The sequence below is a fragment of the Affinundibacterium nitidum genome (genome assembly GCF_014284155.1).
GTDB classification, from domain to species: Bacteria; Pseudomonadota; Gammaproteobacteria; order Burkholderiales; family Burkholderiaceae_D; genus Undibacterium; species Undibacterium nitidum.
In genome coordinates this window covers 137,763-155,849 of sequence record NZ_JACOFZ010000007.1, presented here as the reverse complement: position 1 = coordinate 155,849, position 18,087 = coordinate 137,763, and the positions used below count along the sequence as shown (strand labels likewise).

Here is an 18,087-nt window from a genome sequence, read left to right as displayed (position 1 = left end):
CCCAAGGCGACATATCCCATCGGGCCCTCTAAATATTCTTGCACTACACGGTACTTAAATTCTTCTGCATGTTTCGTCATTAAAAAACCCCAAAAGTTGGTGTCCAACTTTTGGGGTTCAGTTCATTCACCGAATCTTCCTTTTTGTTTGGTGCATAAGGACTTATGCTCGACCAACAATAGCAGCGGTCGCCATTAATTCCTCGATCAAAGCCAAGGACATTTTTCCCGACATACGATGCGGATTGAGCTCTGGCAAAGCAGAGTACTTCAACAAAATGGATGGATTGATTTTGCCGAGATTGGCTTGACCCATGGTCCAGCCGGCATAACGACGTTCGCTGATTTCTTCATAGTGCAGCAACACGACATCTTTGTGCCGAGGGTCGCGCAAGATCATGCTGTACAAAGTGTTGATAGCTTCACGTCCACCTTCCAGTACTTGCATGAACACATCATCGCTATGGCATAAAATCCCGGTAATGCCATGCTGGGGATTGTGATCACGCGATTGCTGCATGATGGCCTGTACGGTCTGATTCAAATTATTGTCCACCGCGCGGCTGGCATACAAGAGACGAACTAACATGGTAAACCTCTTAGGGTAAGGTGATTTCTTGACGTCGAATTAGGATTTCTTGATCAGTGACAAAAACTCGCGACGCAAATTAGGGTCTTTCAAGAATGAACCGTGCATTACACTATTGATCATTTTGGAGTCCATATCTTTCACGCCGCGCCAATGCATACAGAAGTGATCCGCTTCCATCACCACCGCCAAGCCATCGGGTTGCATTTTGCTTTGTAAGGCATCGGCGAGTTGCACCACAGCTTCCTCTTGGATTTGTGGGCGACTCATAATCCATTCGGCAATCCGTGCGTACTTAGATAGGCCAATCAGGTTTGAATGTTCATTCGGCATGACACCGATCCATACCTTGCCGATGATAGGGCATAGGTGATGTGAACAAGCGCTGCGCACCGTGATTGGGCCAATAATCATCAGTTCATTGAGGTGCGAAGCGTTGGGGAATTCAGTGACCGGTGGCATCGGTACATAACGACCTTTGAAGATTTCGTTAATGTACATTTTGGCGACACGGCGGCCTGTATCTAAAGTGTTGTGATCGCTTTTCGTGTCGATGACTAGGCTCTCCAACACGCCGCGCAATTTGCCTTCAACTTCAGCAAGCAATTCATCGAGTTCGCCAGGTTCAATAAAGTCAGCGATATTATCGTTAGCGTGGTAACGCGTTTTGCTTTTAACGATGCGTTCACGGATGCGCTGAGAGACTGGAATCGGTTCGCTTGTGACCGCAGTATATGTAGATTCGGTTGGCATGGTATTTTCCATTCGCCCTTAGGCGGTTTAGGCAAAAAAGTGCAAGAAGTTGATATGGTAACTGAATCAGCAATTCTCTGTTTTGGACATACATAAAACAGGCGCTGGCGTTGTTGCGTTCACTTCGTCGTGCGTTTGCACTACCTTCGGCACCACTCCTAGCCAGCACAATGTTACGTCATTCTTAGCTCGTAGTGAATGAGGTCAAACGCTTATTCGTTACCACCATCTTTCGACATCTTCTTCATGGCTTCACGCAATAATCGCATTTGGCCACTGAAGTTGGTGCAAGAACGACACATGCTTAAATGTAGCTTGAGTTGAGCACGTTCTGCCACGCTGAGCTGACGGTCCATGCCCTCAGACAGCATTTGATGAGCTTGTTTGCAAGTGTAAAAGAAACGCATAGGCTTAAGGACTCAATAACAGGTCAAACTGAGGTTCAAATTCCGGTTCATTTGGCGAGATTCCCAAACCAGTTGAGATCTAGACATTCGCGCAGGCGCAAACGTGCGCGGTAAAGCAAGACCCATAAGTTAGACGTGGTAATGTCCAATTCCTTACAAATTTCTTCGGTCGATAGTTCCAGCCACTCTCGCATCATGAACACACGGCTGGTCTGCGCTGGCAATTTTTCTAAACATATCTCAAGTGTACGGAAGAAGTCTTTTTGCTCTAGTGTGCCGTGCGGTGAGCCCCAAGCGCTAGCATCTTGGTGAGTATGGCCATCGGCTCGAAACAGGCTATCAATGAGTTCAGCTTCGCTTTGATCGCTGTCTTCAGAGTCCGCTAATTGAATTTCACGACCGGATAGACGTAGCAAATCAATAATCTTAAATTTGAGAATACCAATGACATAGGTACGTAAGCTCGATTTGCCGCTGAAGTTATCGGGTTTTTCGAGGATGGCAAGCAGTGCCTCTTGTACCACATCTTCGGCGTGCGTTTGGTTGCGCAACTGGAGCATGGCGAAGCGTAATAGCGCAGGACGCATCTCGTCGAGTTGGCGGTGGAGTTCGGGAAGGGCAGTCATGGTGTGATTATGAGCGAATTTGCGGGAAAATGGCAGCAAATGGCAAAGTGTTTTTGTTTTGCTATGAAAATTCCTTAACCAGAATTTTATTCCTGTCCCGCTTTGCCTGTAAAATTCAGGCTAGGCTGACATTCTCAATAGGATACCTTTACATGAGCACAACCACAAATATTCCAGCAGAAACCCATGACCGCTTAGCAGGTGTTGAACCAGAGATTAAGGCGGAGATCTTGGCAGAAGCTTTGCCATACATCCGTAAATTCCATGGCAAGACCATCGTCGTCAAATACGGTGGGAATGCGATGACAGACGAAAACCTGAAACACGGTTTCGCGCGCGATGTCATTTTGCTCAAATTGGTCGGTATGAATCCAGTGGTGGTTCATGGTGGCGGTCCGCAAATTGATAATGCGTTGAAGAAGATTGGTAAGCAAGGCAACTTCGTACAAGGTATGCGTATTACCGATGAAGAAACCATGGAAGTGGTGGAATGGGTCTTGGGCGGTGAAGTGCAACAAGACATCGTGATGTTGATTAACCATTACGGCGGTCAAGCCGTTGGTTTGACCGGTAAAGACGGTGGTTTGATCCGCGCCCGCAAATTGAAAATGCCTGACCGCGAAAACCCAGGCGAGTTCTTGGACATCGGCTTTGTTGGTGAAATCGATGCGATCAACCCAGCGGTGGTCAAAGCATTGCAAGATGACGCCTTCATTCCAATTATTTCACCTATTGGTTTCGGTGAAGACGGCCAGGCTTATAACATCAATGCCGACTTAGTCGCAGGCAAAATCGCTGAGATTTTAAAGGCCGAAAAGTTGATCATGATGACCAACATCCCAGGCGTGATGGACAAGCAAGGCAACTTGGTGACCGACTTGTCGGCCAGAGAAATCGACGAAATGTTCGCCGACGGCACCATCTCCGGTGGCATGTTACCGAAGATTTCTTCTGCCTTGGATGCTGCAAAATCAGGCGTCAATACAGTCCACATCATCGACGGCCGTATTCCGCATTCGCTGTTGTTGGAAATTCTGACGGAGCAGGCGTTCGGTACGATGATTCGCTCCCACTAAAGTAAATTCCATTCTGGGGCGCATTGCGTTGTTGCTTGCCTTGGAGTTTCGACGTTCAGGGTTCGACTGCTGTCATGCATATTGAAGCACTTAAAGAAATACTATGCTCATGGATAGAGGAAGGGTTCCTTGAGGGCGAGCTGTCTGTTGACCCAGGATGGTATGTACTTTGGCTGCCAGTTGAGCTCGAAGAGTTAAATCAAGGTTATCAGTTATCCGAATTCGCGCCTGGATTTATCGCTTTTGGTGGAAATGGTGGTGAACTATTGGCGCTGAATCAAGTTGGAGAAGTTTTTTATCTGCCTGCAATTGGAATGGAGCCTGATGACGCGATCAAGATCGCGGGCGATTTACTGGAATTCAAGGGTTTCATGAGCAAGTGAGACTTAGAGAATTCCCCCCTTACGTTTGTGGGTGTAAATCTGGCCCCTTTTTTTGTTCTCCACAATTGGGCACCCGAATGGAGATTGACGGGGTTTCGCAAAGCATGCTTTGCGCCATCAATCTCTAATCTGCTTGCAAGCAATGCAGTAGCTGTCGGGGCCACATCCGACCTGTAGTCAATCAAGTTAGCTCAGACAAAAAATGAATAATAAGAAAAATACCATCTGGCTCTTCGACCTAGACAACACCCTCCACAACGCCAGCAAAGCGGTGTTCCCCGCCATCGCCAATAACATGACCCGCTACATCGCCCAAGTTCTCTCCAAGGAAAGTGGCGAGGTCGACATGGAACACGTTAATCACCTCCGCACAGAATACTTAAGACGCTATGGCGCGACCTTGAAGGGCATGGTGATACATCACGGTGTTAAAGAAGAAGAGTTTTTGCGTGAAGCCCATCGCTTCGACAACCTCGAACAACTCTTGCACTTAGAGCGTGGTGTGGCGAGAGTGCTTAAGACTTTGCCGGGTAAGAAAATTCTATTCACGAATGCACCGCAGCAGTACTCAAAACAAGTGATGCGTCAACTTAATTTACATAGAGATTTTGCTGGTCATATTTCGATTGAAACGATGCGGGTGCATGGGAAGTCGCATCCTAAACCGAGTAAAGCCTATTTACGTAAATTGCTAGCACAACACGGTTGGCTCCCACGTCAATGCATTTTGGTCGAGGATAGTGTGGCGAATTTACAAGCAGCGAAGCGAATTGGCTTGCGTACGGTGATGATTACGGGGCATGGACAACATGTGGTGCAGAAAAGTGTTACAGCCAGCGCCGATATCACAGTAAAATCTGTATTTCAGCTAGCGCGTTTGTTCAAGCATAAAATTTGACATGGCGTTGGTGCTGAGTGTGCACTGAGATTGAAGAGAAATCAGGAAAGACCATGTCGATAACCAAACCAGGTGAACGTAAGCTGCAGATCTTGCAGGCGCTAGCGGGAATGTTGGAAAACCCCAAGGGCGAGAAGATTACGACGGCTGCCTTGGCGGCAAAAATTGATGTGTCCGAAGCGACGCTCTATCGTCACTTTGCGAGCAAGGCACAGATGTTTGAAGGTTTAATCGAGTTCATCGAATCAACGATCTTTGGTCTAATCAATCAGATCACTGTGCAAGATAAAGAAGGTCTGTCGCAAGCGCATAATATCAGCATGATGTTATTGAGTTTTGCAGAACGTAATCCCGGTATGACACGCGTGTTGATTGGTGACGCATTGGTTAATGAAGATGAACGCTTGCAAGTGCGTATGAATCATTTAATGGACCGTTTAGAGCTAGCTTATAAACAATGTTTGCGCCAAGCCGCGGTGCTAGGTCAAATTCCTGAAGCCGAAATAGCGATTCGTTCGAATTTATTGGTGACCTTCGTTCTGGGACGTTGGCAGCGATTTGCCAAGACAGGTTTTAAAGCCTTACCGACAGAACACGCGCCGACACAGCTTGCTGTCTTGCTTTAATCCGCATCGAGTACGATCAATTTTCCACGCAAAAGATTGAACGCCTCTTCCGTGAAGCTGGCAAGTTCTGTTGATTTGATTTTGATACTGATCTCGGCTTTGTCTGCGTAATTGACCGCTTCGATGATGGCCTTGCGTTGTTCGCATAAGCGACGCAATTGTGATTCGTCAGCAAATTCTACGGCGAAGCGTGCTTCACTCAAAATCTCGATAGGAATCAATTCAGCATTTTTGAAGGCATCTGAAATTGCTTGTCCGTAAGCACGCGTCAAACCGCCAGCACCGAGTTTAATGCCGCCCCAATAGCGCACAACAACGGCTAACACATTGAATAACTCTTTATGCACCAAGACGTTGTACATAGGCTTGGCGGCAGTTCCAGATGGCTCACCATCATCGTCTAGGCCTGAGTCTCCTTCGCATAACAAGACCCAGCACACGTGCACGGCATTCGGATGTTCGGCGCGTAATTTTGCCAGCAAAGTCTGTGCTTCAGATCGGCTATAGATGGGGTAGAGTTGACCAAGGAAACGACTCTTCTTGATCTCGAGTTCGGCAAAGACGGCCGATTTGAGTTGATACATAGATGACTTCAGAAGTGCCGGAGCTCACGAGCTCCGGCCCAAAAATAAAACTTACTGGATCACGAAATTTTCAAAGAAAACATCGCTCACGCCTTCATGTTCTTTGGAATTGAGTGCCTTATTGATTTTCTCGCGTAACTCTTCGACCAAGGCTTTCTTACCACTCGACGATTGCACATCAGCGGAATCTTTACTGCTGAGAGTCATGATGACTACATGACGAACAACCGGCATATAGGTTTTCACTTTATCAGCGACTTCTGTTGCGGTAACTTGCAAAGTAATGACAGCCTGAAGATAACGATCGAAACTCGACAAATTCACCACGAATGGCTCCAAATGCGCGGTAGGGGCACCTGCGGCACTCGCACTTGCACTACCACCACTATTCGCGGAAGCGCCAGCGGAATAAGCAAGCATTCCAATGAACATGGTGATCATTGCTATCGTGCGCTTGTATCGAAGAATCATTGCTTACTCCTTTTTGCTTGACGCTGGTTGCGGGTGGTTAGAGTGGTGGTTACAGCCCTAAATTACACAGTAAGAGGCTTATAGCGAATACGTTTCGGTTTAGCACCTTCTTCACCTAAACGCTTCTTCTTATCGGCTTCATATTCTTGATAATTGCCGTCGAAGAAGGTCACTTGAGAGTTACCTTCGAACGCCAAAATGTGTGTTGCGATACGATCTAAGAACCAACGATCATGTGAAATCACCATCACGCTACCAGCGAACTCTAATAAAGCATCTTCAAGTGCGCGCAGCGTTTCAACGTCAAGATCATTCGACGGTTCATCGAGTAGAAGTACGTTACCACCTTGTAGCAAAGTCTTCGCCAAATGCAAACGACCGCGTTCACCACCAGAGAGATTGCCAACAATCTTTTGTTGATCACCACCTTTAAAATTGAAGCGACCGAGATAAGCACGTGAAGGCATTTCGAAACGGCCGACCGTCAAAATGTCAGCGCCATTAGCGACATCTTCAAAAACGGTTTTCGTATTTCCAAGGTCTTCACGAGACTGATCCACCAAAGAAATTTTCGCAGTTTGACCGAGGGCGACTTCACCACTATCAGGTTGCTCCAACCCTTTAATCATTTTGAACAAAGTCGATTTACCCGCACCGTTAGGACCGATGATGCCGACGATCGCTCCTGGTGGAATCTTGAAGCTCAGATTGTCGATCAAGAGACGATCACCAAAAGCTTTGCTGACGTTTTTAAATTCGATGACTTCATTACCTAAGCGTTCTGCAACAGGAATAAAAATCTCCTGTGTTTCATTACGTTTTTGGTATTCATGTTCGCTCATTTCATTGAAGCGCGCCAAACGTGCCTTACTCTTTGCTTGACGTGCTTTAGGATTTTGGCGAGACCATTCCAACTCTTTTTGTAGAGCACGTTGGCGTGCAGATTCGGTGGCTTCTTCTTGTTTCAAACGTGCTTGTTTTTGATCAAGCCAAGAAGAATAGTTGCCTTTCCAAGGAATACCTGCACCACGATCCAATTCCAAGATCCATTCGGCGGCATTGTCGAGGAAGTAGCGATCATGGGTAATCGCAACAACGGTACCAGGGAAGCGCAACAAGAATTGTTCCAACCAATCAACGGATTCCGCATCCAAATGGTTGGTTGGTTCGTCGAGCAGTAACATATCAGGCTTGGAAAGCAACAAGCGGCACAATGCTACACGACGCTTTTCACCACCGGATAACACGCCGATCTTGGCATCCCATGGTGGCAAGCGCAAAGCATCAGCGGCCATTTCTAATTGCAATTCCACATTATCACCAGCGGAAGCTGAAATAATGGCTTCCAAGCGAGCTTGCTCATTCGCCAGCGCGTCGAAGTCCGCATTCTCGTCAGCGTAAGCGGCATACACTTCTTCTAGTTTTGCTTTGGCTTCGAACACTTCGCCGAGCGCGCTTTCAACCGCTTGACGTACCGTTTGTTCCGGGTCAAGTTGCGGTTCTTGTGGCAAATAACCGATATTCAGGTTAGGCATCGGTACTGCTTCACCTTGGATATCTTTATCGATACCCGCCATAATTTTCAACAGTGAAGATTTACCTGAGCCGTTCAAACCCAAGACGCCAATTTTGGCGCCAGGGAAAAAGGAGAGTGAAATATCTTTCAGAATTTGACGTTTCGGCGGCACGATTTTGCCGACGCGGTTCATGGTATAGACGTAATTGGCCATTTTTTCAGGTTTTTTTGTAGTTAATGCGAATCTTCTAAGGATACCGCAAGAGGGGCACGAAAAGCGTCAAAAATGAGGTCAGATAGGCAAAAAATTACTTTGGTTAAATATTGAAAAATTTCGGCATAGGCTTTTCAAACGCCTATATTAGAAGCTCTTGTAGCGGAAGTAGCGTGTGATTTGCGCCACTGTTACAACAAAAAATGAATATTTCAGATGGGAAAGATGATTCACTTGCTCTGTTTCGCCATATAAAGTTAATATGAGCGCAAAGCGCCTGTCGAAGTCAAAGCCGCGGTTTTTGACAATTTTCCCGCCCAGACTGCGGAAACTGTTCTATATTACGATTTTGCTAAAATTATGATTTTAGCTAGATAGAGGAATCGTTTTTGTAGCTGGCACTTGGCGAACGTGAGATATTTGTACTTGTGTTCAATTGATGCTGTGCCTTAAATAGTACATATGGAATCAATTATCAAACATTTGATGGAAATTACAGGGCATCGTGACCACGATCTTCTGAACATTTCCGTGATCTCCGCTTTGAGTGAGCTGACCAATGCGGGTCGCGCACGTGTCCTCGATATCTTGCATGTCGGGGAAAAGTCTTTCGTTAAGCCACAGATTACGATCGTCAAAGGCAAACTCGCTCCATCCGAGGAAATGTCTGGTGTGGTATCACCTGAGGTGCCTGTTGAGCAGTTTCCACAGCTAGCAGAAGCGCTTGGCAAGCATGAAAGCGTGGCTGAATTTCTGGATGCGAATGGTGACCGTACAATTTGGTTGCCAGTGTGGATGAATGAGAAGGTCAATGTCTGCCTTGAAATTCTCAATCCAGCAAACTACACCGAAAACACCAAAGAAGTCATGGGCGGTATCTTGGTGGTGTATCGTAATTTCCAAAATCTCCTCGATTACTCGGAACGCGATTCCCTCACCGGCCTGCTCAATCGCAAGACTTTTGACGACAATTTCTCTAAGATTCTACGCACCAGTGTACAGAAACAGAGTTTGATCGACGCTGAAAAAGGCGACGTCGAGGTAGAGCGTCGTCATAGTGACCGCGAAAAGCAGCATTGGCTGGCCGTATTGGATATCGACCATTTCAAACGCGTCAACGATCAGTTTGGTCATTTGTATGGTGATGAAGTCTTGATTTTGGTCGCCAATTTGATGCGCTCCTCGTTCCGTCCAACCGACAAATTATTCCGTTTCGGTGGTGAAGAGTTTGTGATCTTGTTGCGTTCGACTTCGAAAGAAGACGCTAAGATGATTTTTGAACGTTTCCGTGAAAACGTGGCGCGCTATCCTTTCCCACAAGTTGGCACGGTGACGATCAGTATTGGTTTCGCCCATATCGATCCATTCGAACCAGCGGTAGGTATTATTGGGCGCGCCGATCAAGCTCTGTACTTTGCAAAGAGCAATGGACGTAACCGCGTTTGTCATTATGAGGATCTGATTACCTCTGGTGAATTGCGCATCGAAGTATCGCAAGACAGCGTCGAATTCTTCTAGTCAACGCTTACTCAATTTCGATGGCTGCAGCGACACTGCAGCCATTTTGTTTTTAAGCAGCTTTTACACCATCATCTCTCCAAAACGTCGCCATGGAACTACGCCAACTTCGCTATTTTGTTGCTATCGTTGACCACGGTTCTTTGTCGCGCGCCGCGCGCGTTCTGCATATTGTGCAGCCAGCATTAACTCAACAGTTGCAACAACTTGAGGAAGAGTTAGGCGCAACCTTGTTACATCGTTCAGCACAAGGGATGCAAGCGACGGATGCGGGAAAGATTTTTTATGAACACGCGCTGGCGATTCTTAAACAAGTTAGTGATGCCAAATCTGCAGTCAGCCAATCGACAGACAAGCCTTCAGGTACGGTGGCACTGGGCATTCCTCAAAGTGCATCGGGTGCACTGGCTTTTCCCTTGCTGACCGCTGTGCGTGCGGCTTATCCTGAAATTGTTTTTCAGTTGACCGAAGAGTTAACCGGTAATCTGACAGAGCAGTTGGCGTCAGGACGCTTGAACCTAGCGATTCTGTTTGACGATGGTCAGCTCGGTAAATTCGCCACTAAACCCTTAGTGGAAGAGGAGATGATGTTCATCACGCGAGCGGATTCTCAATTTGCTTGCAAGAAGAAATCGATCAGCTTAGCGAAAGCCTTGCAAGTGCCTTTGATTTTGCCCAGCATACAACATGGTGTACGCCCTCGTATCGAACAGGTCGTGCGTGACCAAGGGCTGAAGATAGAGCATGTCATTGACATCACGTCTATCGCGATTCTGAAGTCGGCCATCCTCGCTGATATGGGCGCCACCATTTTGCCAGTGTCACCGTTGCTAGCGGAAATCGAACGTGGAGAGATGCGCGCTTGTCCAATTAATGACGTCAAATTGTCACGTACTGTGAGTCTTTGCGCATCGAAAAATATTCCACTAACTAATGCGGCTATGGCGGTGGAAAAATTAGTGCTTGAACTCAGTCGCGATCTGGTCGGTAGCGGTAAATGGCTGGGTGCGGAATTGCTGAATTCCAGCAGCTAGGCTTATGAACTCCGAAGATCTAAAACGTCGAGTCGCCATAACCGAGTTGATCGGTTGGGTTCTATTCTGGGCCATGATGTTGGCCGTCGAGGTGCAAGATTATCAACGAAATGGTGGTAAGTATTATTGGCAACCCGTCTTGTGGGAATTGTCTTCTGCGGTTGTCATTAGTGTCTTATTGTATGCACTTAACCCTGTATTAAATGATCAAACTTTAATGCGGACACCACGTCGTTGGTTTGCGCGGGTGTTGCTGTGGCATCCCTTAGTGTGCGTGGTGTTTGTCATCGCCGTTTTCGCTATACGACATCTGGTGTATGCCGCGATGGGACACCAATATCTACACGAACCGTGGGATAAGGTGTTTCTCTATGAAACCATCAAACTCAGCCTTTTTCTGAGCCTGTTCTATGTTATTTTTTTTGGCATTCAATCATATATGTTGCTCGTGGATGAGCGTGAGAAGGCAACGCAAGCGCTCGCACAATTGCAGAAAGCACAGTTAAAACGTTTGACGCAACAAATGCAACCTCACTTCCTATTCAATGCGTTGAACACGATTTCTTCATTAATGTATTCCGATCTCAAAGCTGCCGATACCGCAATAAGCCGCCTCGCTGAGTTGCTGAGATCGAGTCTGGACTTGAATCAAGCAGATACCGCAAGCTTGCAAAAAGAAGTCGAAATGCTGCAGGCATACGCTGAATTAATGTCTCTACGATTTGTTGATCGCGTTGTGATCCGTTGGCAATTGGATTCCGCTAGTCTTTCTTGCCTAGTGCCGGTCTTGGCGTTGCAGACCCTATTGGAAAACACGTTTAAGCATACGGTCGAAAAAAATTCACGTTTGACTACGGTTGATATTCAATCCCGAATCGAACATGAAATGTTAGAGCTTATCGTGCAAGATGATATAGGCGTCTTGAAATCGAATGAAGGTGGTGTTGGGCTCAACAATCTACGACAACGCCTTGCATCGATTTACTGTGAGCGCGCACAACTCACAATTGAGGTGCGTGCTGGCGGTGGCGTACGCACCACTCTCTTGATCCCCATGCAGCACGCAAACAAATGAAGACGCCGGTGCAGATCGCGATTGTGGATGACGAACGACCGGCGAGGGATAAATTATGCCGTCTATTACATGAGCATTGGCCTGATGCGCATTTATATCAAGCCGCCGATGGGAACGCGGCTCTGCAGCTTCTCGCCGAACACAAAATTGATTTAATTTTTCTCGATATTCAAATGCCTGAAATCGATGGTTTGGAAGTGGCGCAAGCCTTGAACGCACCTGTCCCTGCTATTATCTTTGTGACCGCATACGATCAGTTTGCTCTGCAAGCGTTTGATGCAAACGCGATCGATTATCTGCTCAAGCCTTACGATGAAGCCCGCTTTTTGAAGGCAATCAATAAAGTGCGATCGAGACATGCGCCATCCACCTCCAATGATGACGCCCCGCTCTTGATTGGTGACCGTGGTAGTGTCAAAGTAGTACAGATAAAAGATATCGTCTGGGCGGAAGCGGCTGATAACTACGTCATGATTCATACCCGTGATCAGCAATATATGATGCGTCAGACTTTGAGTGGCTTGGCTCAGCGTCTAGGTTCCGCGTTTGCACGTTGTCATCGGCGATATTTGGTTCGGGTTGACCAAATCGCTGAAAGCCGTGCGCTACTGAAAGGCGATGCTGAACTTGTCCTGCATTGCGGAGTAGAGCTGCCTTGCAGTCGGCAATATCGCGAAGGCTTAAAGCAACAACTCAGCTCATCCTAGATCTTCGTCCGGCTTTCCGATTCGCCACGCGCTAAGCCCAATTTGCCCCTTTTTCCTTGGTTTGCTTCTCTGCTTTGAATAAAGTGCCTTCATTCTTCTTTTTTGTGATCGGATGAATGATGACCGCGTTCAGTTTTTCTTTAGCACCAGGCAATACCGTTAAACAGCTCGATGCTGTTGAATCGTGCGAGCGATTATATTTTCTTGATTGGGTGAGAATCTTCGCTTTCTGTCTCCTGATTTTTTACCATGTCGGCATGTACTACGTGACATGGTACTGGCATATCAAGAGTGATGCCGCGAGCAGCACAATAGAACCCTTAATGTTTCTGACCAATCCTTGGCGTATGGGATTATTGTTCATGATTTCAGGCGTAGCAACGCGATTTATGCTCGGCAAACAGACCACGAAGTCATTTGCTTCCGCACGTAGCTTAAGGATTTTGTTGCCGCTGGTTTTTGGCATGGCAGTGATCGTGCCGCCTCAGGCCTATTTAGAAGTGGTGCAGCGGCTCGGCTACGCAGGAAGTTATAGCGATTTTCTGAATCTATACTTCCAAAACTATCAAGGTTTCATGATTGAGGGAAAGCGTCTTGTGCTACCCACATGGAATCATTTGTGGTTTTTACCGTATTTGTGGGTGTATTCAATGCTGATCGCCGCTTTCGTCGCGAGTGCTCCGCGTTTTATTGTTTGGCTCGATCAAACTATAGAAAAGAAATTTCGTGGAATTTGGATTGTCGTTTTGCCCGTTAGCTATTTGGCAATGGTGCGCATCAGTATGTTGAGTAATCACCCACAGACCAATAATCTGACCAATGATTGGTATAACCATGCAAGCTATCTCTTCTTATTTCTGTGCGGGTTCTTCTTGGCAAAGCAGAATACATTTTGGCAAGGAGTGGCGCAGAAGCGGTGGCGTAGTGCAGTGATCGCCGGGTTGGGATGGGTATTCTTAGTCTCGTATTTTTCTTACTTCAATGATAGCAATGAGCCCTCACAATTAATGTTGTACATTCAACGTGCTGTTTGGATAATGATGGCGTGGAATGCAATCTTGGCCCTGTGTGGGTTTGCACGTCAGCATTGGAATATTGATCATCCATTGCGGCAGCATCTAACGCAGGCAGTGTTTCCAGTGTATATCTTGCATCAGACCCTGATTGTTATTTTGGCTTGGAATATGCGAGCGTGGCATCTTCCCGCTGGAATTGAAGCGTTCGCACTCATTGGCCTCTGTTTCGCCTTTTGTTGGGTGGGATTTGAATGCATTCGACGTATTCCATTGTTACGGCCATTTTTTGGCATGCCGTGGAAGGAACAGGACAAGAAAAAGGCAATCACTCGATGATTGAAGTTAAAGCTTCTTACCCAGATGGGCAGAAGTGATGAAATCAGCAATCCTACGCGACACCTATTGAGGCTTATGGTCGTTTGGTATTGTTGAACTGTTTAATTCGACGCTTTCCAAAAGTAGGGGTATCGTTTTTCATGATATCCCTATTTAAATTCCGTATTTTCCAAACCGTCCTAGTCTCACTACACTGTGAACACAGCAGATTTCAAAGGAAGTCGAGAAAGCGCTGCAGCGAATGGGTGTGGTCTCCATCCCAGAATTTCGAAAGCTTTCTTTGATGTCTCCAGTTTGCGATCAGCGTAGGAAGGGATGTTGGAAGTCCTAAAACCTGATTCTCGTCTGCAGAATGTGCATTTCGACAATTTGGTTTTCGGAAATAGCCGAGGCAAAGAACTCGGTGTTTTCCTCGCCTTTGGCTATCGCTGAATGGGCAAATTGAATTAAAATGGCTGCTATCTCAGCCGATGCAACTTGAACTTATGGCGATTACCTTCCCATAAGCTCAGAACAGACTTGTGTCTTACCGGACGCAGCCCAAGTTCTTTGCACACAAAAATCACAAATTTTTTGGAGCTCTACAATGTCATCCGACACAGCAATGAAATCTGCTGGTCTGGTGGAAGCGTCTTCGCTTTCGTCCGCCACAGCACCTGAAACAAATTCAGCAACGAATTCAGCAACATCGTCCGACGTCAACGCAACGACTGCATTTGTACACGAATTAGCACCAGTCACGCTCGACGACAAATACACGTCGAATACCGGCACCATTTTCTTATCAGGCATTCAGGCATTAGTGCGCTTGCCGATGATACAAAGACAGCGTGATCTCGCCGCTGGCTTGAATACGGCTGGTTTCATTTCCGGATATCGTGGTTCACCGCTCGGAGGTTTGGATGAAACTTTGTGGAAAACCAAAAAACTTCTCGAACAAAATCACATCAAGTTTGTACCCGGCGTTAACGAAGATCTCGCCGCCACTGCGGTGTGGGGCACGCAAACAGTTGATCTGATCGGCCCTGCTAAATACGATGGCGTGTTTGGCCTGTGGTACGGCAAAGGTCCTGGCGTCGATCGCAGTGCCGACGTCTTCAAACACATGAACCATGCGGGTACCTCGAAACACGGTGGCGTGATCTTGGTCGCAGGTGACGATCATGGTGCTTACTCATCGACCTTACCTCATCAGTCTGATCATATCTTTTCCGCCTGCATGATTCCTATGCTGTATCCAGCCAATGTGCAGGAATACCTAGACCTGGGTTTGCATGCGTGGGCGATGTCGCGCTTCTCAGGTTGCGCAGTCGGCTTCAAAGCTTTGGCTGATACGGTTGAATCCACTTCCTCGGTAGATGCCGATCCTTTCCGTTTGAAAATCACAATCCCAGAAGATTTCGTGATGCCAGAAGGTGGCCTCAATACTCGCCTGTCGCTCGATACTTTAGGCATCCAAGCGCGTAAGCAAGAAGCCTTGATGCAAGATTACAAAATCTATGCGGCCTTGGCGTATGCACGTGCGAATAAGCTCAATCATGTGACGATTGATAGTCCGCATGCGAAGCTCGGTATTGTCGCTTCAGGCAAGTCTTATCTCGATGTCTTGGAAGCATTTGAAAACCTGGGCATCGATGAACAAATGGCGGCCGATATTGGTATTCGTCTCTACAAAGTGTCTATGCCTTGGCCATTAGAACCGGACGGCGTACGTGAATTTGCGCAAGGCTTGGACGAGATTTTGGTGGTCGAAGAAAAACGCCAAATGGTCGAGTACCAACTTAAAGAACAACTCTACAACTGGCGCGACGATGTGCGTCCACGCGTGATCGGTAAGTTTGACGAAAAAGGCGAATGGGTTGCACCGCGCGGTGAATGGTTGTTGACATCGAAAGCCGATTTCTCCGTGTCGCAAATCGCACGCGTCATTTCCGCACGTATCGCTCGATTCCACACGAGTGACTTGATCAAAGCGCGCTTGGCATTCCTGGAAGCCAAAGATGAAGTGTTGAACAAACAGGTCAACACGCCTGCACGTCCTGCTTACTATTGCTCGGGTTGCCCGCACAATACTTCAACGAAAGTGCCCGAGGGCAGTTTGGCATTAGCCGGTATTGGTTGCCACGTGATGGCGACAGCGATTTATCCTGAGTTCAATAAATTGACCACGCACATGGGTGGCGAAGGCGCACCGTGGATAGGCCAAGCAGCCTTCTCGACTTTGCCACATGTGTTCCAAAATTTGGGTGATGGTACCTACTTCCACTCTGGTTATTTAGCGATCCGCGCCGCCGTGGCGGCGAAGGTCAATATTACTTACAAGATCTTGTATAACGATGCGGTAGCGATGACAGGTGGCCAGCCTGTTGATGGCACCATCAGTGTACAAATGATGGCGCAGCAAATGGCGGCCGAAGGTGTGAAGCGCATTGCCTTAGTAACCGAAGATTTGAGCCGCTATGAAGACCGCAGTGGCCTACCTGCACAAATCACTTTGCATGATCGCAAAGACATGGATGCGGTACAACGTGAGTTGCGCGAGATCGAAGGCGCAACGGTGTTGATTTATGATCAAACCTGCGCGGCCGAAAAACGCCGCCGTCGCAAAAAGGGACAATTCCCTGACCCGAACCAACGCATGTTCATTAATGAAGCGGTGTGTGAGGGTTGTGGCGATTGTGGCGTGCAATCGAACTGTACTTCCATCATGCCGGTGGAAACTGAATTTGGTCGCAAACGCGCGATTGATCAATCGTCCTGCAATAAAGACTATTCTTGCGTCAAAGGTTTCTGCCCTAGTTTTGTGACAGTCGAAGGTGGCAAATTAGTTAAATCCAAAACTGGCGTTGCCAAACAGGATGAATTCGGTGACATTCCATTGCCAACCCTACCAAGCTGCGACACCTCTTACAATATTTTGTTGAATGGTATCGGCGGCACAGGCGTGATTACGGTAGGTGCCTTGCTCGGTATGGCGGCACATCTCGAAGGTAAAGTTGCATCCGTGTTGGACATGACGGGCATGTCGCAGAAAAATGGTTCGGTGACATCACATATTCGTATCGTCGAAAAAGTCAGCAAACTACGCGCGCAACGTATCCCAACGGGTGAAGCAGATTTGATTTTGGGCTGCGATATTTTGACGGCAGGCCAACATGATGCGATCTCTAAAATGCGTGCAGGCCGCACGCGTGCCGTCATCAATAGCCACGAGCAACCCACTGGTGCGTTTGCAAAAAATCCTGATTGGCAATTCCCATTAGAATCGACCGAGCGTTTGATCTCGGATTCTGTTGGAGGCAATGTCGATTTCGTCAACGCCACAAAACTCGCGACAGCATTGATGGGCGATTCGATCGCAACCAATTTGTTCATGCTGGGCTTTGCTTTCCAAAAAGGCGCGATACCTTTATCTGAAGCAGCCTTATTGCGCGCGATTGAGTTGAATGGTGTCGCGATCGACGCCAACAAGAAGGCCTTCTTGTGGGGGCGTAGAGCGGCAGTCGATTTGGCGCGCGTAGAAAGAGTCGCGATCCCAGCGCAACCCGTCGTCATTCAAATGCCGCAAAGCTTGGATAGCTTGATCAAACGTCGTATGGCCGAACTGACTGCATACCAAGATGCTACGTATGCGAAGCGCTATGAAAACTTGGTACAACAAGTACGCGCCGCAGAAGAAAAGCTCTGCAAAGGGAATAAACTGGCGACCGCAGTGGCCAAGTATGCCTACAAATTGATGGCCTACAAAGATGAATATGAAGTCGCGCGTCTGTACACCAATGGTGATTTCACAGAAAAATTGAAGCAACAATTTGAAGGTGATTTCTCGGTGAAATTCAATTTAGCACCACCGCTATTCGCTAAAAAAGATGGCCAAGGCCATTTGGTGAAAGCGCAGTATGGTTCTTGGATGTGGCAAGCCTTCAAATTGTTGGCGAAATTGAAGGGCTTACGCGGCACTAAACTCGATATCTTTGGTTACACAGAAGAACGTCAGAAAGAACGCGCCTTGATCACTGATTACCGCGATACGATCTTGTCCTTGCTCACGAAGCTCAATGCGGACAATTTAGATCAAATCGTCGCTATCGCCAGTTTGCCTGAGAAAATCCGTGGCTATGGTCATGTGAAAGAAAAGGCAATGCAAGCGTATTATGTGGAGAAAGCGGCATTGATGAGTGCGCCGGTGAAACAGCAAGCGGCTTGATTTTGCATGTCACTCCTGCGAAGGCAGGAGTCCAGTGACTTTTGTTGTTGAG

Annotated in this window: 17 protein-coding genes; 10 read left to right on the top strand and 7 right to left on the bottom strand. The window is 47.4% G+C overall.

Features of this window, described 5'->3' with window-relative positions; all coding sequences use genetic code 11:
- Positions 1-162: 162 nt before the first annotated feature.
- The 4 genes from H8K36_RS15760 to H8K36_RS15745 form a co-directional block, all read right to left on the bottom strand.
- Entirely contained in the window at positions 163-588 is a 426-nt protein-coding gene (locus tag H8K36_RS15760) for a BLUF domain-containing protein (protein WP_186917312.1), read from the bottom strand.
- A gap of 39 nt (positions 589-627) precedes the next feature.
- Positions 628-1,341 carry a GTP cyclohydrolase I gene (gene folE / locus H8K36_RS15755; RefSeq protein WP_230404693.1) on the bottom strand — a complete coding sequence of 238 codons (714 nt, stop codon included), beginning with the start codon at positions 1,339-1,341 and terminating at the stop codon, positions 628-630.
- 212 nt (positions 1,342-1,553) lie between these two features.
- Positions 1,554-1,748 (bottom strand): zf-HC2 domain-containing protein, encoded by a 195-nt coding sequence (locus H8K36_RS15750; RefSeq protein WP_186917314.1) that lies wholly within the window; start codon positions 1,746-1,748, stop codon positions 1,554-1,556.
- A gap of 47 nt (positions 1,749-1,795) precedes the next feature.
- Positions 1,796-2,374, bottom strand: a complete 579-nt coding sequence (locus H8K36_RS15745; protein WP_186917315.1) for a sigma-70 family RNA polymerase sigma factor — start codon at positions 2,372-2,374, stop codon at positions 1,796-1,798.
- Between the two features lie 152 nt (positions 2,375-2,526).
- Between H8K36_RS15745 and argB the strand changes: the two genes are divergently transcribed.
- The 4 genes from argB (at position 2,527) to slmA (ending at position 5,357) form a co-directional block, all read left to right on the top strand.
- Complete coding sequence (gene argB / locus H8K36_RS15740; RefSeq protein WP_186917317.1) at positions 2,527-3,450, top strand: acetylglutamate kinase; 924 nt, start codon at positions 2,527-2,529, stop codon at positions 3,448-3,450.
- A 74-nt stretch (positions 3,451-3,524) separates the two neighbouring features.
- A complete protein-coding gene (locus H8K36_RS15735) occupies positions 3,525-3,833 on the top strand; it encodes a hypothetical protein (protein ID WP_186917319.1) in 309 nt (102 codons plus the stop codon).
- A gap of 202 nt (positions 3,834-4,035) precedes the next feature.
- Positions 4,036-4,731 (top strand): pyrimidine 5'-nucleotidase, encoded by a 696-nt coding sequence (locus tag H8K36_RS15730; protein WP_186917320.1) that lies wholly within the window; start codon positions 4,036-4,038, stop codon positions 4,729-4,731.
- A gap of 53 nt (positions 4,732-4,784) precedes the next feature.
- Positions 4,785-5,357 carry a nucleoid occlusion factor SlmA gene (gene slmA, locus H8K36_RS15725; RefSeq protein ID WP_186917321.1) on the top strand — a complete coding sequence of 191 codons (573 nt, stop codon included), beginning with the start codon at positions 4,785-4,787 and terminating at the stop codon, positions 5,355-5,357.
- Here slmA and H8K36_RS15720 read toward each other — a convergent pair.
- From H8K36_RS15720 to ettA, 3 genes are all read right to left on the bottom strand, one after another.
- Positions 5,354-5,941, bottom strand: coding sequence for an IMPACT family protein (locus H8K36_RS15720; protein ID WP_186917322.1), 588 nt, complete (start codon positions 5,939-5,941; stop codon positions 5,354-5,356). The genes slmA and H8K36_RS15720 overlap by 4 nt on opposite strands.
- A gap of 51 nt (positions 5,942-5,992) precedes the next feature.
- Positions 5,993-6,412, bottom strand: coding sequence for a flagellar basal body-associated FliL family protein (locus H8K36_RS15715; RefSeq protein ID WP_186917323.1), 420 nt, complete (start codon positions 6,410-6,412; stop codon positions 5,993-5,995).
- 62 nt (positions 6,413-6,474) lie between these two features.
- Positions 6,475-8,142 (bottom strand): energy-dependent translational throttle protein EttA, encoded by a 1,668-nt coding sequence (gene ettA / locus H8K36_RS15710; RefSeq protein WP_186917324.1) that lies wholly within the window; start codon positions 8,140-8,142, stop codon positions 6,475-6,477.
- Between the two features lie 462 nt (positions 8,143-8,604).
- Between ettA and H8K36_RS15705 the strand changes: the two genes are divergently transcribed.
- From H8K36_RS15705 to H8K36_RS15680, 6 genes are all read left to right on the top strand, one after another.
- Positions 8,605-9,660, top strand: coding sequence for a GGDEF domain-containing protein (locus H8K36_RS15705; RefSeq protein WP_186917326.1), 1,056 nt, complete (start codon positions 8,605-8,607; stop codon positions 9,658-9,660).
- 92 nt (positions 9,661-9,752) lie between these two features.
- Positions 9,753-10,694 (top strand): LysR substrate-binding domain-containing protein, encoded by a 942-nt coding sequence (locus H8K36_RS15700; protein WP_186917327.1) that lies wholly within the window; start codon positions 9,753-9,755, stop codon positions 10,692-10,694.
- Positions 10,695-10,698: 4 nt separating this feature from the next.
- Positions 10,699-11,769 (top strand): sensor histidine kinase, encoded by a 1,071-nt coding sequence (locus H8K36_RS15695; RefSeq protein WP_186917328.1) that lies wholly within the window; start codon positions 10,699-10,701, stop codon positions 11,767-11,769.
- Positions 11,766-12,476, top strand: a complete 711-nt coding sequence (locus H8K36_RS15690) for a LytR/AlgR family response regulator transcription factor (protein WP_222611245.1) — start codon at positions 11,766-11,768, stop codon at positions 12,474-12,476. Before H8K36_RS15695 ends, H8K36_RS15690 begins: the two co-directional genes overlap by 4 nt.
- 116 nt (positions 12,477-12,592) lie before the next feature.
- On the top strand, positions 12,593-13,828 hold the full coding sequence (locus tag H8K36_RS15685) for an acyltransferase family protein (RefSeq protein WP_186917329.1): 1,236 nt from the start codon (positions 12,593-12,595) through the stop codon (positions 13,826-13,828).
- A gap of 586 nt (positions 13,829-14,414) precedes the next feature.
- Positions 14,415-18,035: an indolepyruvate ferredoxin oxidoreductase family protein gene (locus H8K36_RS15680; RefSeq protein WP_186917331.1), complete on the top strand. Its 3,621-nt coding sequence runs from the start codon at positions 14,415-14,417 to the stop codon at positions 18,033-18,035.
- Positions 18,036-18,087 lie beyond the last annotated feature (52 nt).

Coding starts and splice junctions, on each gene's coding strand:
- H8K36_RS15760 (WP_186917312.1), bottom strand. CDS start 588: ATGTTAGTTCGTCTCTTGTATGCCAGCCGCGCGGTGGACAATAATTTG.
- ettA (WP_186917324.1), bottom strand. CDS start 8,142: ATGGCCAATTACGTCTATACCATGAACCGCGTCGGCAAAATCGTGCCG.
- argB (WP_186917317.1), top strand. CDS start 2,527: ATGAGCACAACCACAAATATTCCAGCAGAAACCCATGACCGCTTAGCA.
- H8K36_RS15680 (WP_186917331.1), top strand. CDS start 14,415: ATGTCATCCGACACAGCAATGAAATCTGCTGGTCTGGTGGAAGCGTCT.
- slmA (WP_186917321.1), top strand. CDS start 4,785: ATGTCGATAACCAAACCAGGTGAACGTAAGCTGCAGATCTTGCAGGCG.
- H8K36_RS15705 (WP_186917326.1), top strand. CDS start 8,605: ATGGAATCAATTATCAAACATTTGATGGAAATTACAGGGCATCGTGAC.
- folE (WP_230404693.1), bottom strand. CDS start 1,341: ATGCCAACCGAATCTACATATACTGCGGTCACAAGCGAACCGATTCCA.
- H8K36_RS15720 (WP_186917322.1), bottom strand. CDS start 5,941: ATGTATCAACTCAAATCGGCCGTCTTTGCCGAACTCGAGATCAAGAAG.
- H8K36_RS15750 (WP_186917314.1), bottom strand. CDS start 1,748: ATGCGTTTCTTTTACACTTGCAAACAAGCTCATCAAATGCTGTCTGAG.
- H8K36_RS15730 (WP_186917320.1), top strand. CDS start 4,036: ATGAATAATAAGAAAAATACCATCTGGCTCTTCGACCTAGACAACACC.
- H8K36_RS15690 (WP_222611245.1), top strand. CDS start 11,766: ATGAAGACGCCGGTGCAGATCGCGATTGTGGATGACGAACGACCGGCG.
- H8K36_RS15745 (WP_186917315.1), bottom strand. CDS start 2,374: ATGACTGCCCTTCCCGAACTCCACCGCCAACTCGACGAGATGCGTCCT.
- H8K36_RS15735 (WP_186917319.1), top strand. CDS start 3,525: ATGCATATTGAAGCACTTAAAGAAATACTATGCTCATGGATAGAGGAA.
- H8K36_RS15685 (WP_186917329.1), top strand. CDS start 12,593: ATGATGACCGCGTTCAGTTTTTCTTTAGCACCAGGCAATACCGTTAAA.
- H8K36_RS15700 (WP_186917327.1), top strand. CDS start 9,753: ATGGAACTACGCCAACTTCGCTATTTTGTTGCTATCGTTGACCACGGT.
- H8K36_RS15695 (WP_186917328.1), top strand. CDS start 10,699: ATGAACTCCGAAGATCTAAAACGTCGAGTCGCCATAACCGAGTTGATC.
- H8K36_RS15715 (WP_186917323.1), bottom strand. CDS start 6,412: ATGATTCTTCGATACAAGCGCACGATAGCAATGATCACCATGTTCATT.